Annotated in this window: 16 protein-coding genes; 13 read left to right on the forward strand and 3 right to left on the reverse strand. The window is 59.0% G+C overall.

Features of this window, described 5'->3' with window-relative positions:
• Positions 1–35: 35 nt before the first annotated feature.
• From OGM81_11795 to OGM81_11805, 3 genes are all read right to left on the reverse strand, one after another.
• The gene (locus OGM81_11795; protein ID UYJ43004.1) at positions 36–1,382 is read right to left on the reverse strand and encodes an SH3 domain-containing protein; all 1,347 of its coding nucleotides are present in this window, start codon (positions 1,380–1,382) and stop codon (positions 36–38) included.
• 47 nt (positions 1,383–1,429) lie between these two features.
• On the reverse strand, positions 1,430–2,761 hold the full coding sequence (locus tag OGM81_11800) for a WG repeat-containing protein (protein ID UYJ43005.1): 1,332 nt from the start codon (positions 2,759–2,761) through the stop codon (positions 1,430–1,432).
• Between the two features lie 126 nt (positions 2,762–2,887).
• Positions 2,888–3,781 carry a pyridoxal-phosphate dependent enzyme gene (locus OGM81_11805; protein UYJ43006.1) on the reverse strand — a complete coding sequence of 298 codons (894 nt, stop codon included), beginning with the start codon at positions 3,779–3,781 and terminating at the stop codon, positions 2,888–2,890.
• Between the two features lie 253 nt (positions 3,782–4,034).
• Here OGM81_11805 and OGM81_11810 point away from each other — a divergent pair, with 253 nt between their 5' ends.
• From OGM81_11810 to OGM81_11870, 13 genes are all read left to right on the forward strand, one after another.
• Entirely contained in the window at positions 4,035–4,433 is a 399-nt protein-coding gene (locus tag OGM81_11810; GenBank protein UYJ43007.1) for a DNA-binding protein, read from the forward strand.
• Complete coding sequence (gene ffh / locus OGM81_11815) at positions 4,423–5,778, forward strand: signal recognition particle protein (GenBank protein UYJ43008.1); 1,356 nt, start codon at positions 4,423–4,425, stop codon at positions 5,776–5,778. Before OGM81_11810 ends, ffh begins: the two co-directional genes overlap by 11 nt.
• A gap of 109 nt (positions 5,779–5,887) precedes the next feature.
• Complete coding sequence (gene rpsP / locus OGM81_11820) at positions 5,888–6,127, forward strand: 30S ribosomal protein S16 (protein UYJ43009.1); 240 nt, start codon at positions 5,888–5,890, stop codon at positions 6,125–6,127.
• Between the two features lie 34 nt (positions 6,128–6,161).
• A complete protein-coding gene (locus OGM81_11825; GenBank protein UYJ43010.1) occupies positions 6,162–6,395 on the forward strand; it encodes a KH domain-containing protein in 234 nt (77 codons plus the stop codon).
• A gap of 63 nt (positions 6,396–6,458) precedes the next feature.
• A complete protein-coding gene (gene rimM, locus OGM81_11830; protein ID UYJ43011.1) occupies positions 6,459–6,989 on the forward strand; it encodes a ribosome maturation factor RimM in 531 nt (176 codons plus the stop codon).
• 3 nt (positions 6,990–6,992) lie between these two features.
• On the forward strand, positions 6,993–8,222 hold the full coding sequence (trmD, locus tag OGM81_11835) for a tRNA (guanosine(37)-N1)-methyltransferase TrmD (GenBank protein ID UYJ43012.1): 1,230 nt from the start codon (positions 6,993–6,995) through the stop codon (positions 8,220–8,222).
• A 249-nt stretch (positions 8,223–8,471) separates the two neighbouring features.
• Positions 8,472–8,735 (forward strand): HPr family phosphocarrier protein, encoded by a 264-nt coding sequence (locus OGM81_11840; protein UYJ43013.1) that lies wholly within the window; start codon positions 8,472–8,474, stop codon positions 8,733–8,735.
• Between the two features lie 82 nt (positions 8,736–8,817).
• On the forward strand, positions 8,818–10,668 hold the full coding sequence (gene uvrC / locus OGM81_11845) for an excinuclease ABC subunit UvrC (GenBank protein UYJ43014.1): 1,851 nt from the start codon (positions 8,818–8,820) through the stop codon (positions 10,666–10,668).
• Positions 10,669–10,728: 60 nt separating this feature from the next.
• Positions 10,729–13,137, forward strand: a complete 2,409-nt coding sequence (locus tag OGM81_11850) for a hypothetical protein (GenBank protein UYJ43015.1) — start codon at positions 10,729–10,731, stop codon at positions 13,135–13,137.
• A gap of 41 nt (positions 13,138–13,178) precedes the next feature.
• On the forward strand, positions 13,179–14,003 hold the full coding sequence (locus tag OGM81_11855) for a response regulator (GenBank protein ID UYJ43016.1): 825 nt from the start codon (positions 13,179–13,181) through the stop codon (positions 14,001–14,003).
• Positions 14,004–14,023: 20 nt separating this feature from the next.
• Positions 14,024–14,428 (forward strand): helix-turn-helix domain-containing protein, encoded by a 405-nt coding sequence (locus tag OGM81_11860; GenBank protein UYJ43017.1) that lies wholly within the window; start codon positions 14,024–14,026, stop codon positions 14,426–14,428.
• Complete coding sequence (locus OGM81_11865; protein ID UYJ43018.1) at positions 14,425–16,146, forward strand: sensor histidine kinase; 1,722 nt, start codon at positions 14,425–14,427, stop codon at positions 16,144–16,146. Before OGM81_11860 ends, OGM81_11865 begins: the two co-directional genes overlap by 4 nt.
• Positions 16,130–17,101, forward strand: a complete 972-nt coding sequence (locus OGM81_11870) for a substrate-binding domain-containing protein (protein UYJ43019.1) — start codon at positions 16,130–16,132, stop codon at positions 17,099–17,101. The genes OGM81_11865 and OGM81_11870 overlap by 17 nt, the downstream gene beginning before the upstream one ends.
• The last annotated feature ends 198 nt before the right edge of the window (positions 17,102–17,299 follow it).

A 17,299-nucleotide genomic window follows, 5' to 3' on the forward strand; every position in this document is an offset into this window, starting at 1 on the left:
CAGCCCCGGGCGCTGCATCCGTCCGGGGCTGTCATTTAATAGCTTCGTTCCAGATAATCCAGGTTGGTCCAGCCAAACTGACCCTGATACTGCACCAGCACCCAGGCGGGGGCCGTATTGGAAGAACCGTAGATGCGCAGGGAAGTGTACTCCGGGATCTTTCCCACAATATCATACTCTGTGCCTGGTCCGGCGCGCAGGTTCAGGCGGCCGCCCTCGGTGATAACGCGGGCATAGGAGAAGGTGCGCGTGTCGGGCGCGGTGATGTCCTCCGGCAGGTCGTCCAGAGGATCAGGCTTCGTCACACCGGGGATCGTGTACTGGTGCCATCCGTCGTCCAGCTTGACCCAGGCGGTGCCACCGTCCCAGACAAGGCCATCATACGTGCAGGGGACATATTCTGCCCCTGCGCGATCAAGCAGGCCGAATTTTCCGCTGCGGCTCACGGGGGTATAGCCGTTCAGCAGCGGTGCGGCACGCCGGAAAAGGAAGGAGCCATCCCCAGAAGTGTTGGTATAATACACACTATCGTAACAAACCGGCGTCACTTCCTCGCCCATCGTGCCCAGGTACACCCACTTGCCTTCCCGCTCTGCGGGGGCAAGCGTGGCATCAAAAAAGTAGTCGGCAAGAGTGTAGTGGTAGATGTTTGCCGCACTGCCATTGCGGCGGCGGTAAATGTATTGTCCATCACTGATAATACTGACGTGGTCGTCGCCCTCGTCTTCCGTTACGCCAGTCTGGACCGGCACATAGCCGTCCACCCGGCCGCTGTACAGCAGCATGTCTTCGTCTGTCGGCGCGGCCAATTCTCCCGGGCCCATTGAGCCGCTGTATATATATACTTTGTAATCCGTCAGGTAGACAAACTCCAGATAGGTGCCGCCATCGTGGGCCGCGCAGAGCATGCCGTCGCCGCTTTCCCGCAGCAAAACGTTGATCCGCTTTTCTTCGGCTAGCATCTCATCCCAAGGTAAATTATCCTGATAACCGTGCCAGCGGCGGCCTTCAATAAAACATTCAACCAACGGCTGCGGTGCGCGGCAGGGCAGTACCTCGGTACCATCGCTGCGCATCAGGCCCCACAGGCCGTCTTTGCACATCGTGTAATAGTCGGTCTCCGGGTACGGTTGAAAGGCACGCTCGTAGCCAATGAGCCGAATATCATCATAATCCAGCACATCCGCATCCGTCGACACAAGCCCCTGCGGCGGAGCAGTAGTCGGCGCAGGGGTGGCGGCACTTTCGGATGTCTCCGCCGTGGCGGCGGTTTCGGGGGTAGCCGCAGGCTGACCATCCGTAACAGGCGCACTGGACCGTACTTGCCCAGCAGCGCACCCTGTCAGCAACAGCGCTATGACAGCACAAACCATCCGTTTCATCGCTTTCACTCCCTGCTTTCTTTTATTTATAAGGAAACGTCTTTTCCTTATTGCGTTACTTCTTCCAGGTATTCCATGCTTACCCAGCCATACCACCCGGCATATTTGCTCAGCATCCAGGTGTTATCCTCGTTATGGCCCAAGTCCTGCAGGCAGGTATGCGCGGGCACCAACTGCCATTTATTGTAGTTGGTCCCCGGACCTACGCGCATGTTCAGCCCCACATCCGAGGTGACGCGCCAGTAATGGTCGGTGGCTTTCAGCTCTTTCGGGTAGGTCCAGATGTTCATCTTCGTGTCTGTCCAATCCTCAGGCACACCGGGGATGCGTTGACTCTGCCATTCGCCGTTCTGCTTCAGCCACAGCACATGCCCGTTCCAGGCGGCATACTCATACTCGCAGGGAATGTATTCCTTCCCAGTGGAATCCAGCACGCCCCACTTGCCATCTCGGCAGACAGCCGCGTAGCCGTTCAGCAGCGGCGAAGCATACCGCAGTGCATAGTTATTCGCGTAGTCCATACCATAAACCGGCTCGTACACGGTATCTGTTACCAGCTCTCCCTGCAAATTGATATAGCCCCACTTGCCGTTCAGCTTCACGGGGGCTAGGTTCTGGTCATAGAAGCACCCGGCATCCTCGTAGACGGTATCGTTCAGCAGTTCACCGTCTGCATTGGCAAGCACATAACCGCCGGCCTCGGCTATTTCATAATAATAATAATAATTGGTGTCGCCGTTGCCGTCCATCCATTCGCAGCGTTGGCAGGGGAGATACTCGCCGTATATTTTATCTGTGTCGGTCAATGGCTCGTCATCGCCCATCATGCCGGCACTTTTACAGACTTTGCCGCTGTCAATATCATAGGTCCAGGCCAAAAGCAGACCGTCATGCTCGCCGCTGCAAAGCGTCCCGGCATTGGCTGCGGCCAGCGTATCGTTATAGGTCTTCCAATCCTCGCTGCTGGCGCTTACGACGTAATGCCATTTCAAAGTGCTGCTTGCACAACGTCTTACGGGATTATCCGCCCGGCAGGGCAGCAGCACGGAACCGTCGCTTTCCATCAGGCCCCACTTGCCGTCCCGGCACATGGTATAATATCCGTCCGAAACCAGATCATCCTCGGCCAGCATGACAGGCGGGTAGGTGTCGCGCATCGGCAGCATGATTGCGGTATAGCTGGTGCTCTCTGCCGTGGGTGTTTCCGTTGCTTCAGTTTCGGATGCAGCAGGTGCTTTGGTCGCTTCCGGTGCAGGCATCACCGCCGCTTCTGGCGTCTGCGTGACCGCAGGTGTACTTACTATATCCGTAGGATCTGCCTGCTTTGTTACACATCCTGCCAAAATCAGCATCATAGCTGCACAAAGTATCCGTTTCATCGCTTTTCCTCCTTGCCATGTCTTTTTTTATATTAGTATAGCATAAAAGCCGTATCCTGCCCATACAGGATACGGCTTTCGACACGAATTTTACATGGATTGCAAAGTTATTACAAGAGGGTGGGCTTATTCGTACATCCTTCGCCCGGCAAATATACACAAGGGGCGCTTGGCCTTGCTCATCTCCATCAACTGTACGGCCGCGGCCAGGGTCGCGCCGCCGCTGGTGCAGGCAGGGATGCCGTCGCACAGCAGCACTTCCTTCGAGGCCCGCTCCGCATCGGCGGTGGTCACGGTCAGCACCGTATCCACCACATAGGGGTTGTAGTTTTCCGGCACAAAGCCGGGGCCAATGCCCGCAATGCCGTGCTGGCCGATGAACCCGCCCGAAATGGCGGCGCACTCGGCAGGTTCCACCGCCACAATGCGGATCATGCTGTTCCACGCCTTGATGTACTCGGCCACGCCGGTCACGGTGCCGCCGCTGCCCACACCGATGACGATGGCGTCAATGCTGTCCCCGGCGGCCTTCAAGATCTGCGGCCCGGTCACCCGGCGGTGATACTCCGGGTTGTCATCGTTGGCAAAGTAGTGGGTAAAGTAGCCGTGGTAGCGCTCGGCTGTCTCCTGGGCGATGCGATCCATCACCCGGCGGCCGCCGCTGCTACACACCACGATTTTCGCGCCCAGTTCCTGCAGCCGCTGGCGGCGGGCAATAGGCAGGTTGCTGGGCACTACCAAAATGCAGGGGTGCCCCGTGGTGGCACAGCTTACCGCCAGCGCCGCGCCAAAGCTGCCGGAACTGGCTTCCACCACCGGCATACCGGGCTGCAAAGCACCGCGCTCGGTAGCAAAGGCCAGCATCGTCTCAGCCAGGCCATCTTTGGAGGTCCCGGTAGCGCCGCCAAAGTCCAGATACGCCAAAATGCTGGATGTCAGCCCGTGGCGGCCGGAGTATCCGTCCAGCCGCACAACAGGGGAACGGTATACATCCTGATAATAACTGCGCAGGATCGGCATGAACAAAATACTCCTTTCGACAAAGTGAATTTAATTATAGCATACTTCCTGCCATTTTGCATCCTTTCGGGCATAAATATTTTTATACAAAGAAGTTGCCTGAATCGGCAAAAATCTATCGCAAAATTACCTGAATGTGTAAAAAAAGCCGCAAAACCTCTTGACTTCCGCGTTCCCAACTGTTATAATTCATAGGCTGATGTAAAGAAAAACGCTTTACACAGTGCAAGCACAGCAAAGGAGGGCACAGGTCATGGCGGGAAAACCGCAGAAAAACCTGGCGTATTCGGTGCTGCTGGACTTCTACGGCCCGGCCCTTACCGAAAAGCAGCGTGCCATCCTTACCGAATATTATGACGAGGATCTTTCCCTTGCAGAGATTGCCGAGAATTTCGGCATTACCCGCCAGGGTGTGCGGGACGCCATCAAGCATGGCGAAGCCGCCCTGGATGAGCTGGAAGCGCAGCTGGGTAACGCCCGCCGCCACGCACAGATGCAGGAAGACCTCGCCCGGCTGCACCAGCTGGTCATGGAGATCCGGTGTTGCAATTCGGGGCTGTTCAACCCGGTACCGCGCATCCGCACGGATACCGACGAAATGCTGAAGATCATAGAGCGTCTCGACGCGCAGGAGGAACCAGATGGCGTTTGAGTCTTTAACAGATCGCCTGAATGGCGTATTCAAAAAACTGCGCGGCAAAGGCAAACTCACCGAGGCGGACATCAAAGCTGCCATGCGCGAAGTCCGCATGGCGCTGCTGGAAGCCGATGTCAACTACAAAGTTGCCAAAGACTTCTGCGCTCAGGTCTCTGAGCGTGCCATGGGGCAGGAGGTCATGGAAAGCCTGACCCCCGCCCAGCAGGTCGTCAAGATCGTCAACGAGGAACTGACCAAGTTGATGGGCGGCGATGAGCCCCAGTATCTGCGCATCAAAAACAAAGGCCAGACCGTGCTGATGATGTGCGGCCTGCAAGGTAACGGTAAAACCACCCACGCCGCCAAGCTGGGCCGGTACTACCGCAGCCAGGGCCGCCGCCCGTTGCTGGTCGCCTGTGACGTCTACCGTCCCGCCGCTATCGAGCAGTTGAAGATCGTTGGTGAGCAGGTCAACGTGCCCGTCTTTTCGATGGGCACCGAGAAGCCCGAGCTCATCGCCGAAAAGGCCATGGCTTATGCCAGGGACCACGGCAATGACATCGTGATCCTTGATACCGCAGGCCGTCTGCAGATTGACGATGCCCTGATGGACGAGCTGGTCCGCATCAAGCAGCATGTCGAAGTCGACGAAACGCTGCTGGTTGTGGATGCCATGTCCGGCCAGGAGGCCGTCAATGTGGCCAAGACCTTCAACGAGAAGATCGGCATCACCGGTGTCATCCTGACCAAGACCGACGGCGACACCCGCGGCGGCGCAGCGCTTTCCGTCCTGGCCGTCACCGGCAAGCCCATCTACTTCCAGGGCACCGGCGAAAAGCTGGAGGACCTCGAGCCGTTCTATCCGTCCCGCATGTCCAGCCGAATCCTGGGCATGGGCGATGTGCTCTCCCTAATCGAAAAGGCACAGAGCGTTCAGTCTGACAAGGAAGCTGAGGACGCTGCCAAGCGCCTGATGGAAAACAAGTTCGACATGAACGACCTGCTGGCCCAGTTCAAACAGATCAAAAAGATGGGCGGAGCTTCGGCTCTGCTGGCCATGATGCCCGGCGGCAATCAGATCGACGCTGATGCTCTGGACGAAAAGGCCCTGCCCCACATCGAGGCCATCATCTACTCGATGACCCCCGAAGAACGCGCCAAACCTTCCATCATCAACCCCAAGCGCAAGCGCCGCATCGCCGCAGGCTGCGGCCTGACGGTCGAGGATGTCAACAAGCTGCTGAAGCAGTACGACATGATGCAGAAGATGATGAAAAAGGTCAAGCGCAATCCCAAAGGTTTCATGCGCGGCCTGGGCAACCTTGGCGGCATGGGCGGCTTTAAAGGCTTCGGCCGGTAAAGCCCACTATAAATCCGGTATGACCCGCTCGGCTTTACGGCCCACGGGATGTACAATATAAACAGTAGCCCCGCAAGGGCCGTAAAACAATTTTTGGAGGAATATTACTATGGTTAAGATTCGTCTGCGCCGCATGGGCGCCAAGAAGGCTCCTTTCTACCGCGTTGTTGTCGCTGACAGCCGTTTTGCTCGTGACGGCCGTTTCATCGAGGAGATCGGCTACTACGATCCCACCAAGAACCCCAGCGTTGTCAGCATCGACGCCGATAAGGCCAAGCAGTGGCTGTCCAACGGCGCTCAGCCCACCGATACCGTTCGTGAGCTGCTGAAGAAAGCTTCCGTTCTGTAATCTGTTCGCCTTGTTATAAGGGAGGGAACGCCACATGCAGGAACTCTTATTAGCCGTTGCCCGCGGCCTTGTCGAAGGCAAGGAGGCTGTGCAGGTGACCGTTGACCCCGTGCGTGATGACGGCACTACCGTCTATCACCTCAAAGTGGCTGAGTCCGATATGGGCCGCGTCATCGGCAAGCAGGGACGTATCGCAAAGGCAATCCGCGTTGTTATGCGTGCCGCTGCTGTCCGCCAGGGCGAAAAAGTCATCGTTGAGATTGACTAAAACCTTTAAAGCACTTTGCCGTCTGGTAAAGTGCTTTTTTATTCTAGTAAGGAGGATCATTCCATGCAAAGCTATCTTCCCGCCTGCAAGATCGTATCCACCCACGGCGTGCGTGGCGAAATGAAAGCCCTGCCGCTGTGTGACGGCGCAGAATTCCTGGCCAAGTTCAAGCGACTGTACGCTACCGCCGACGGCACAGGGGAGTGCCGCGTCCTCGGCGTGCGCACCCAGGGCAATGTCATCCTGCTGCGCCTGGCTGATGTAACCGATATGGACGCTGCACGCGCTCAGGTGGGCCGCACCTACTACTTTGCCAAGGCCGACGCCCGTCTGCCCAAGGGCCGTTATTTTATCGATGACCTGTTGGGCTGTGAGGTCAGGGATGCCGACACCGGCGCTGTCTACGGCATCCTGACCGAGGTGGACCACCCCGCCGCCCAGGACATCTACACCGTCACCGATGCTGCAGGCGAGAAGCACATGCTGCCCGCCGTGCCAGAGTTTGTCAAGACCATCGACATCGACGCCCGCACGATCCTGGTCACCCCCATCGACGGCATGTTCAACGATGCTGTCAACGGTGACAAGGAGTAAGGCATGCGTATCGATATTGTGACCCTCTTCCCGGAGCTGTGCGACGGTTTCCTCTCGGCCAGCATCCTGGGCCGTGCCCGGGCCAAGAACCTGTTCGAAGCCCACTGTCATCAGATTCGTGACTACACCAAAAACAAGCAGAAGCAGACCGACGACTATCCCTACGGCGGCGGCTGCGGCATGGTACTGTATGCCCAGCCCATCGCCGACTGCCTGCGCGCCGTGCAGGACCAGTGCGCCGCCCAAGGCCGCACCAAGCCGCATGTTGTCTTTCTGACCGCTGCCGGCCAGCAGTACAATGAGGAGACCGCCAAGCGGCTGGCCTCCTACGATTCGCTGGCGCTGGTCTGCGGCCATTACGAGGGCATCGACCAGCGCGTCATTGATGCCTTCGGCGACGAGGAGATTTCTATCGGCGACTACGTGCTGACCGGCGGCGAACTGGCCAGCCTGGTGGTGGCCGACAGCGTCCTGCGCCTGCAGCCCGGCGTTTTGGCCGAGGAAAAAGGCTACCAGGACGAAAGTTACTGGGACGGCCTGCTGGAATATCCCCAGTTTACCCGCCCCGAAGTGTGGGAGGGCCGCGCCGTGCCGCCTGTGCTGCTGACCGGTGACCACAAGAAGATCGACGCCTGGCGCGGCGACCAGAGCCGTCAGCGCACCCGGGAGCGCCGCCCTGACCTGTACGACCGGTGGTGCGAGACTCACCCCCTCACCGAACCGCCCAAGTGGAAGCGCGGCGAGAACATGCGCCTGGTCAAGACCGAGGAGCAGATGGCCCGTGCCGCTGAACTGATGGCCGAGGGCCGTCGTACCGTCTGTGCCCCTGTCTGCACAGAGGAACAGCTGGCTGCCATGACGCCGGAGCACTGGCGCCCCGACCTGGACGCAGAGCGAAAAAACGGCTGGGCCTTCTACCTTCACTACAATAAGGTAGGGGAGACCGATGCCATGGTAGGCGTCTGCCATAAAACCGGCATGATCGGCCATCTGTTTGTCACCGAGTCCGCCCGCGGGCAGGGCATCGGTGCCAAAGTGCTGGATTTTGCCCGCAAAAAACTGCAGGAACACGAGCACCCCACGTTAGGCGTGCTCAGCACCAACACCCGCGCCATCAGCCTATACAAGCGCATGGGATGGCGGCTGAATGGCGTGCTGACCGTCCATGACCCCGCCCAGGGCGCCCCTTTTGCCGTGTATTGCGAGGAACTGCGCATGCGTTTTCACGGTTAAGATTGCGGTTTTAGTATCAATCGACAACAATGTTGAAAACAAACTAGTAAACTTGCACAAACGGCAGTGCCGAGATTTGGCGGAATTACAGAATCCTGCCGATTTTGTAAAAATACACTGTACAAAATCGACCAAATAGGATAAAATAGAGACAATCAAGGCGGCGTATTATGCGCAATAGACCGCCTGGAAGTAGCCCACGGTATAAATACAAGGGCATATTATTTTCAAAAGTAGGAGAGAATAACTATGTACGTCAAAGAAGTTACCGTTGAGAATCAGGTTGGTCTGCACGCCCGTCCGGCTACCTTCTTCATCCAGAAGGCGAACGAGTACAAGTCCTCCATTTGGGTCGAGAAAGAGGAGCGCCGCGTCAACGCTAAGTCCCTGCTGGGTGTCTTGAGCCTGGGCATCGTTGGCGGCACCACCATCCGCATCATTGCCGATGGCGCCGATGAGCAGGCTGCTGTTGATGGCCTGGTCAAGCTGGTCAGCTCCGGCTTTGCTGAGTGATCCATTCTCAAAAAATTAGCGGTGGGGCGACCCGCCGCTTTTTTTGTAATTTCTTATAAGCATTCCCACGAAAGAGGCGTCCATGACAAAAGCTGAACTCTACAAAAAAGCCTGTATGCTGCCGCTGCTGCCCGGGGTGTATATCATCCGGGATAAAACCGATACCATCATCTACATCGGCAAGGCCAAGCGGCTCAAGATCCGCGTGTCGCAGTATTTCCGCGAGGGTGTGCCCCACGATGCCAAAGTCACCCAGATGATCAACCATGCTTTCACCTTTGATGTGATTGTCTGCCAGTCAGAGTTTGAGGCCCTCGTCCTCGAGGCCAGCCAGATCAAGGCCCACACGCCCAAGTACAACATCCTGCTCAAGGATGACAAAGGCTACAGCTATGTCAAGATCACCCGCGGCCCCTGGCCCCGTGTTTCGGCGGTTTTGCAGAAAGATGACGACGATGCCGACTACATCGGCCCGTTCACATCCTCCTTCGCCGTGCGGGAGATGGTGGAGATGGCGCAGGATTGCTTTTTGCTGCCCCGCTGCAGCAAGGAGTTCCCGCGTGACTTCGGCAAAGGCCGCCCCTGCTTAAATGCCCACATCGGCAAGTGCATGGCCGTTTGCAGCGGAAAGATTACTTGCGAGGCCTACAACGATGCCGTGCAGGGTGCGTTGCGAATGGTCCGCTACGGCAAAAAGGATATCGTCAAGCAGCTGCGGGAGAAGATGGAAGCCGCCTCCGATCGTTTGGACTTCGAGACCGCCGCCCTGCTGCGCGACCAGATCCAGGCCATTGAACGCGTGGCCGCCGGCCAGAAAGTCGTGATGGATGCTGACACCGAGATGGATATCATCGCCCTGGCGGGCACCACGCGGGCCGTCTGCGCCGCTGTGCTGCGCTACCGCGACGGCCGACTGACCGACAAGCGGGAGTTCATGTTCCACGACACCACCAACATTGATGCCGTGCGGGAGGAATTCCTGCCCCAGTATTATCTGAACGGCGAGACTGTCCCTAAAACGATTGCTGTCGACGCTCTGCCGCCGGATGCCGAGGCGCTGAACGAAGCGCTGGCCCAGGCCCGCGGCACCAAGGTGGAGCTGTACGTGCCCCAGCGCGGCGATGTAGCCAAACTGGTGACAATGGCCTACACGAACGCGGTAGAGCGCCTGGGCCGCGAGAGCGGCCGCTACACCCGCGAGCAAAAGCTGCTGGAAGAAGCCGCCCAGGTGCTGGGCCTGAAAGCCCCGCCGCGGGTCATCGAAAGCTACGATATTTCCAACTGGGGCGATGGCTCCAGCGTCTGCGGCATGGTCGTATTTATGGACGGCAAGCCCCACCGCTCCGGCTACCGCCGCTTTAAGATGAAGACCGTTGCAGGCACCGACGACTACGCATCGCTGGCCGAGACGCTTTCCCGCCGCGCCGCCGAATACGAAGCGGCCCGCCGCGGCGAAAAGCCGGACGGCCCCCAAAATCAGTTTGCCACCCTGCCGGACTTGCTGCTGATCGATGGCGGTAAGGGACAGGTGGGCGCGGTCAAACAGGCTTTGCGCGGCACCGCGCTGGAGCATGTGCCCACCTTTGGCATGGTCAAGGACGACCACCACCGCACCCGTGCCATCGTGGACGACGAGGGCGGCGAAATTGCCATCAACCGCAACCGCAACATCTTTACCTTCGTCACCAACATTCAGGACGAGACCCACCGCTACGCTAACGACTACCGTAAGCGCGCGATGAAGAAAAAGTCCTACGCTGCCACCCTCACGGCCATTCCCGGCGTGGGCGAAAAGACCAGCGCCGCGCTGCTGGCCCACTTCAAGACCGTGGCCGCCGTCAAGGCCGCCAGCATCTCCGATTTGGAGGAAGTCAAGGGCATCAGCCACGCCAAGGCGGAAATGCTGTACAACGCCCTGCGTAATGGTGTATAATGATTTTATCTCGGGCGGTGCTGCCGTCCAATAAACAGTAACAGAACGGAAATTTGCTTTATGCTGATTTTGGCTATTCTATTCACGCTGGTGCTGGCCGCCGCCTTTGCGGTGGTGCCCGCCCGCCTTGGCCGCCGAAAGCCCACCCGTGCCGATGGATGCTGCGCCTTGCTGCCCGCCGTACTTGTCTGGCTTTGGGCCGCCTGCATCTGGTCCAAGCCGGGGCTGACCATCGGGTTTGACGCCTTCCGCTGCCTTGGCATCACGGCCATGGTGCTGTGGGCTTGCGGCCTTGCGGCGGGGTTCCGCCATGCCTCGGTGCGCAAATGGACCGCGGCGGCACTGCTGCTGGCAGCGTCTCTCGGGGCCGAGGTATTTATCGGTAACCTCAACTTCTGGGCCACCCACAGCTATGAGCCTGTCGACCTGCGGGCCTACCTGCAGGAGGCCGAGGACGACCATAACGCCCTGACGCTGGACGACGAGCATACCACCTTAACGTTCACCGGCCTGGACCGGGAGCTGTACAATCTGCAGCTTTCGGGACTGGAATATGTCTACAATGGCCCCCATTCGGAAGTGCAGAACCCGCTGTTTATCCTCAACGTCGCCGCCACGGACGAAGCCACATCAGCCTCCCGCCAGAGCTGGAACTGGGAAGTTGCCGCCAACGCCCCCCGCAGCCAGGTGCGCAGCCTGGACCTTTCCGGCAAGGCGTCCACCCTCACGCTGACGGCCTACCCCTATAACGGCGAGTACCGCCAGTACCCAATCAGCTACACCTTGCAGACCATCTACGCCAACGTGCCCCGCGCCTTTGATTTTTCGCTGGTGCGCTGGGCAGCAGTTTTGGCGCTGCTGTCCGCCGTCTATGCACTGCGCCCGGTTTCTGCTGCCTGGCGGGATGCCTACCTTACGCACCGCAAAAAGTACCGCCCCGTTGTCCTGCTGGTAGCGGTCATATTGGGTGCGGCGGCGTTCTTTGCGCCGTTTGCCGACCGCTTCAACGCCGGTGTCTCCACCAGCTTTTACAACACGGCCGATTGGGACGGCGGCAGCCGCATCAACTTCACCTTACATATCGACGATTGGGCCAGCGATGCCGCCGCCCAGTACGGTGCCCTGGCCCACAGCCTGCTGAACGGCCGCCTGGACCTGGAGCAAAACCCGCCCGCCGCCATGCAGGAGATGGCCAACCCCTACGACACTGCTGCCCGCCAGCAGGCTGCGCCGGACGCCCTGTGGGATGTTGCCTACTATCAGGGCCGTTACTACGTCTATTTTGGCGTCATCCCGTGCCTGCTGTTCCAGCTGCCCTTTGAGGCATTGACCGGCGTGCGGGATCTGCCGCCCAGCCTGCCGATGATCTTGCTTAGCTGGCTGTTCCTGCTGGCGGCGTTCGGCTGCATCAAACAGGCCGCCCGCCGCTGGTTCCCGGACATGAGCGCTGCTGTCTACCTGCTGCTCTGCGCAGGCATCGGCACCGGCAGCCAAATTTACTATTTGCTGCTGCGCCCCTCTATCTATGAGTACGCTATCCTGTCCGGCGCTGCCTTCGTCATGCTGGCGCTGTGGCAATGGCTGCTGGCCGCCAACCAGCCCGCCGAAAAGCACGGCTGCATCCTCTTTCATCTCGCGTTGGGCAGCTTGTGCATGGCCTTCGTGGCTGGCTGTCGCCCTCAGATGGTGCTGTTTGCTGCCCTCTGCCTGCCCATCTTCTGGCAGCGCTACCTGCGGGAAAAGCGCCTGTTCGCCAAGCAGGGCATCACCGAGGCCGTTGCCTTTGTGCTGCCCGTAGTGCTGGTCGCCATCGGACTGATGTGGTACAACGCCGCCCGGTTCGGTTCGCCTTTTGATTTTGGTGCTAACTACAATCTGACCAGCAACGATATGACCCGCCGCGGCTTCTCGGTGGGCCGCACTGCCCCCGCCGTGCTTACTTTCCTCTTCGGCATCCCCGGCGTGCAGGCGGTGTTCCCGTACCTGACCGCCACCAAAATGCAGACCAACTATATGGGCCTGACCATCACCGAGCTGTTCTACGGCGGCGCCTTTGCCTGCCTGCCTCTGCTGTGGGGGCTGGCCAGCCTGCCGCTTGCCCGCCGCCGTCTGGCTGCCAAGCGTGATCTGCGCACTTTTGTAGTTGTGGTACTGGCTGCCATGTTGGTGCTGGCCGTGCTGGATTGCCAGATGGCCGGTATGCTCTACCGTTATCAATCCGATTGGCTTGGTCCGCTGCTGTTGGCCGCCGCGCTGGCCTGGGCATTGGCCGAGCAGGTACTGCAAGCCCACGCCGCTCAGTCCGGCATCGATGTATTGCAGCGTGCATTCTGCACCATCCTGCCGCTGGCTGTGCTGGCCGGTGCCTGCTACAGTTTCTGCGTCTACTTCACTGCCGAGCCCGGCCTGATTGGCCAGAACCCTGCCCTCTACCAAAACGTCAGCCGCCTAGTCCAGTTCTGGCTGTAACCCCCGAAATAAAAAAGAAAGAAAAGAGAAGGAGCCATTCTATGGCAGAAAAGAACCTCTACACCGTTATCGTAGCCGATGACGAGGACGAGCTGCGGGAAGCCGTCTGCACAATGATCCCCTGGGAAGCCCTCGGTTTCCACCTGGTGGGCAGTGCCAGCAACGGCCTGGACGCCCTCGAACTTGTCGAACAGCTGGAACCCGACCTGCTGCTCACCGACATCCGCATGCCCTTCATCACCGGCATTGAGCTGGCCCGCCAGGTCCGCGAGATCCGCCCCGCCATGCACATTGCCTTTTTAAGCGGCTACGATGATTTCGAGTACGCCAAGCAGGCCATCCAGTACAACATCATCAGCTACATGCTCAAACCTCTCACCATGGACGGCCTGGCCGCCGAGCTGAAATCCATCCATGAGCGCATCGACCACCAGTATGCTAGCCTGCGCCGCAGCGGCATCGTGCAGGAGGACCGCTCGTCCTTCCTGATCCCGCTGGTGCTGGAACACTGCGATAATACCTCCGACGCCGTCGAAGCCGCCCTGCGCACCTCGGCTGCCGCCTGCGGCCTGCTGCGCGGCACCGATGACCGCAGCCAGCTGGTGGTGTTGACCGCCCAACCTGACGACAATAGCGAGAACGCTGCCGGTTTCGTCCGGATGGTGGACCAGCTGGCCAACAAATATCTGCGCCACTATGCGTTTTTCTGCAACGACCATGTGGTGGCTGTGCTGTTCGGAAACCCTTCGGATTTCGACGAGTACCTGCACATTCTGGCCGACGAGATCTGCCAGCTGACCGAGCGTGCCCTGGGCAGCATTGCGTCGTCGGTGTCAGCCGCGCCGCTGCCCGCTTCTGCGAGCTGAACGCCGGATACCGCCAGTCCATGGAGGCCCTGGCCGCCGCAAAAGAGACCGAGGGCGGCGTCAGTTTCACCCCCGATGTGCGCAAGGGCGGCAGCCTGTGTGAGCGCGCACTGGAGATCATCGAGCAGCATTACTCTGACGAGGACCTCTCGCTGGCATCCTTAAGCGCCATGCTGGACGTCAGCCCCAACCACCTGAGCGCCTGCATCAAGAAAACGGCAGGGGAGACCTTCATCAACATTCTGGTGCGCCGCCGCATGGAGACCGCCCAGCAATTGCTGCTGACCACCGACCTGCAGATTCAGGAGATCGCCCGCCGCTGCGGCTACAGCGACCAGCACTATTTCAGTTATTGCTTTAAAAAGTACAGCGGCACCTCGCCGGGTGCCCTGCGCCGCAGCCATACCGCAGGAGCCCAGGCATGAAGCCCCGCCACGCACCGCGCACCGCCCCGCTGATAGCCTCCCTGGTGGTGGCCATCGCAGCAGTTACGCTGATTTTATCTACCGCCACATTTTTGCGCAGCTACCGTCAGGCTATCGTGGAGGGGGCCCGCACCAGCAGTTCTCAGGCGGTCAGCCAGGTGGTGGGGTCTGTCGGCAATTATGTCGATAATATCGATGAGATCATGGATCTTGTCATGGACTCCATGAACCAATCGCCGGAGGAGCGCAATGCTTTGCTGGATGCACTGCAGACCACCCGCAGCGAGGTGATTGCTATAACCACCTATGATGCCGACGGCGTTTTGCAGGACTGCTGGGCCAAGGACCACACCCCACGCCAGAACATCCTGCGCAACAGTTCCTTCGACCTGGTTACGGCTAAGCGCCGCGGCCGCGGTTACGTCAGCATCCCCCATGTCGAGACTATTTTCGAGGGCTACTACCCCTGGGTCGTCAGCGTCGTGCACCGCATGCCGGAGAATTCGCCACGGCAATGGATTTCGATGGACATCCGCTTCTCGGCCCTGGCCGCCACCATCAATAACGTGGGCATCGGCCAGCACGGCTACTGCTATTTGATGGACGAACGCGGCAACATGGTCTACCACCCCCAGCAACAGCTGCTCTACGCAGGGCTGAAAAAGGAGGAGGCCGGACGGCTGGCATGTCTGGGTGACGGCACCTATGTGGAGGATACCGTCATCTACACCACGCAGAAAGTCCCCAACAGCACATGGCGCGTGGTCGGTGTCAGCTACATTGACGAGACCGTCAACGAAAGCTTCTGGCAGATGACCCGTGTCGTCCTCCTCGCCTCCGCGCTGATTTTGGTGGCCGCCTTCGTGGTCGCCTATGTGCTGTCCCGCAGCCTCAGCCGCCCCCTGCAGCAACTGGAAAATGCCATGGAAGCCTTCGAGCAGAACGCCGACGGCTTTGTGTTCAATGCTATCACCGGCACCCGCGAGGTCGAGGAGCTGTCCGATTCGTTCCACCACATGGTGGGCCGCATCCAGCGGTTGATGACCGCCGTGCGCGAGGAGGAAGTCGCCCTGCGCAAAACCGAGCTGAAAGCCCTGCAGGCGCAGATCAACCCGCATTTTCTCTACAACACGCTGGACTCCATCGCCTGGATGTGTGAGCGCGGCAAAAACGCTGACGCCGTCCAGATGGTGCATGCTCTGGCGCGGCTGTTCCGCATCAGCATCAGCCGCGGACACGAGCTGATCCCAATTGAGAAAGAGTTGCAGCACGCCGAGGCCTACCTGCAAATTCAAAAATACCGCTACAAAAACCAGTTTACCTACCATTTCACAGTGGATGAAAGCTGCACGCAGTACCTCTGCAACAAGATCACCCTGCAGCCCATCATCGAAAACGCCATCGTTCATGGTCTGGACCTGATGGTCGAGGACGGCCACATTGAGATCTCCGTCTGCCCTGACGGCGGCGATGTGCTGCTGAAAGTCAGCGATGACGGCATCGGCATGGCACCGGAGCAGGTAGCCGCACTGCTGCAAAACGAACCCAGCGACCGCACCGGCATCGGCATCAAAAACGTCAACGACCGTCTGCGCATCTATTTTGGCCCCGGCTACGGGCTTTCCATCGACAGTGTGCCCGACGAGGGTACCACCGTCACCATCCGCATGCCGCAGGTCCCAGCCGACCGGGAGGGCGATTATGATAAAACACGTTAAAACGCTTGCCGCCTGTCTGTCGGCCTTGCTTCTGGCAGGCTGTGCGGCTTCGCCCACCCCCGCGCCCACCACGACCCGCTACCATGTCGCCATGATTGCCAAATCCACCAGCACCGAGTTCTGGAGTGCGGTCTTTGCCGGGGCCGAGGCCGCCGCCACTGAGTACAACATGGATCTGACCATCACCGGCTCCGAGAGTGAGGAGGACTATTCCTCCCAGAACGACCTGATTGAAAAGGCCGTCGAGGAGGGTGCCCAGGCCATCATCTTCTCGGCGTCAGACTACCAGAAGAATGCCGCCGCCATCGATGCCGCCGCCGACAAAGGCGTGTGCATCGTCGTGGTGGATTCGGCGGTCAACTCCAGCAATGTTTCTGCCTATGTCGGTGCCGATAACTACGGTGCCGGGCAGATGGCCGCCAAGTCAGCGCTGGAAAACGTCGAAGGTCCGCTGCACGTCGGCCTGGTCAACTACAATGTCAACAGTCCCAACGCGCAGGAACGCGAAAAAGGCGTCGTTGATACCCTTGCAGACAGCGGCCGTGCCGAGGTTGCCGCCACCGTCTACAGCGTGGCCACCCCGGAAAATGCCCGCGCCGAGACGCTGACCATGCTGGCCCGCCACCCTGAGATCAACGTGCTGATTTCATTTAACGAAGCCGTCAGTGTCGGTGCCGCGCAGGCTGTCTCTGACCTTGGCCGTGCCGAGGACCTCTGGATGGTTGCATTCGACTCCAACATCAAAACGGTCGATGCCCTGCACACCGGCGCGGTAGATGCCATGGTCGTGCAGAACACCTACGACATGGGCTATTTCAGCGTCGAGAGTGCCTACAAGCTGTTGGCCGGGCAGGGGAACGATGTTGCCCGCGAGACCCAAACCACCACCCGCATCATTGACCGCAGTAACATTTTCGCCCTCGACGGCCAAAAAGCCGTTTTCCCGTTTGAATAACCGTATAAATTCATCCTATCCCGCAGGTTTCTGCGGGATATTTTTTCTTCAATTTTATTACAGCAATAACTTTTTCGTCACTTTTGCTGTGCATTCTGCACAAAACATATTGTCCGTAAATGTAGAAACCGTCCAATAGGGTGAAAAAATTACATCTTTATCGGTGAAATTTCTCCTTGTTTTTTCATCTTCTATCAG

This window comes from Oscillospiraceae bacterium (assembly GCA_025758045.1).
GTDB lineage: Bacteria > Bacillota > Clostridia > Oscillospirales > Ruminococcaceae > Gemmiger.

Excerpts from the sequence above, each read along its gene's own strand:
- OGM81_11795 (UYJ43004.1), bottom strand. The coding sequence starts at position 1,382 with ATGAAACGGATGGTTTGTGCTGTCATAGCGCTGTTGCTGACAGGGTGC.
- OGM81_11800 (UYJ43005.1), bottom strand. The coding sequence starts at position 2,761 with ATGAAACGGATACTTTGTGCAGCTATGATGCTGATTTTGGCAGGATGT.
- OGM81_11805 (UYJ43006.1), bottom strand. The coding sequence starts at position 3,781 with ATGCCGATCCTGCGCAGTTATTATCAGGATGTATACCGTTCCCCTGTT.
- OGM81_11810 (UYJ43007.1), top strand. The coding sequence starts at position 4,035 with ATGGCGGGAAAACCGCAGAAAAACCTGGCGTATTCGGTGCTGCTGGAC.
- ffh (UYJ43008.1), top strand. The coding sequence starts at position 4,423 with ATGGCGTTTGAGTCTTTAACAGATCGCCTGAATGGCGTATTCAAAAAA.
- rpsP (UYJ43009.1), top strand. The coding sequence starts at position 5,888 with ATGGTTAAGATTCGTCTGCGCCGCATGGGCGCCAAGAAGGCTCCTTTC.
- OGM81_11825 (UYJ43010.1), top strand. The coding sequence starts at position 6,162 with ATGCAGGAACTCTTATTAGCCGTTGCCCGCGGCCTTGTCGAAGGCAAG.
- rimM (UYJ43011.1), top strand. The coding sequence starts at position 6,459 with ATGCAAAGCTATCTTCCCGCCTGCAAGATCGTATCCACCCACGGCGTG.
- trmD (UYJ43012.1), top strand. The coding sequence starts at position 6,993 with ATGCGTATCGATATTGTGACCCTCTTCCCGGAGCTGTGCGACGGTTTC.
- OGM81_11840 (UYJ43013.1), top strand. The coding sequence starts at position 8,472 with ATGTACGTCAAAGAAGTTACCGTTGAGAATCAGGTTGGTCTGCACGCC.
- uvrC (UYJ43014.1), top strand. The coding sequence starts at position 8,818 with ATGACAAAAGCTGAACTCTACAAAAAAGCCTGTATGCTGCCGCTGCTG.
- OGM81_11850 (UYJ43015.1), top strand. The coding sequence starts at position 10,729 with ATGCTGATTTTGGCTATTCTATTCACGCTGGTGCTGGCCGCCGCCTTT.
- OGM81_11855 (UYJ43016.1), top strand. The coding sequence starts at position 13,179 with ATGGCAGAAAAGAACCTCTACACCGTTATCGTAGCCGATGACGAGGAC.
- OGM81_11860 (UYJ43017.1), top strand. The coding sequence starts at position 14,024 with ATGGAGGCCCTGGCCGCCGCAAAAGAGACCGAGGGCGGCGTCAGTTTC.
- OGM81_11865 (UYJ43018.1), top strand. The coding sequence starts at position 14,425 with ATGAAGCCCCGCCACGCACCGCGCACCGCCCCGCTGATAGCCTCCCTG.
- OGM81_11870 (UYJ43019.1), top strand. The coding sequence starts at position 16,130 with ATGATAAAACACGTTAAAACGCTTGCCGCCTGTCTGTCGGCCTTGCTT.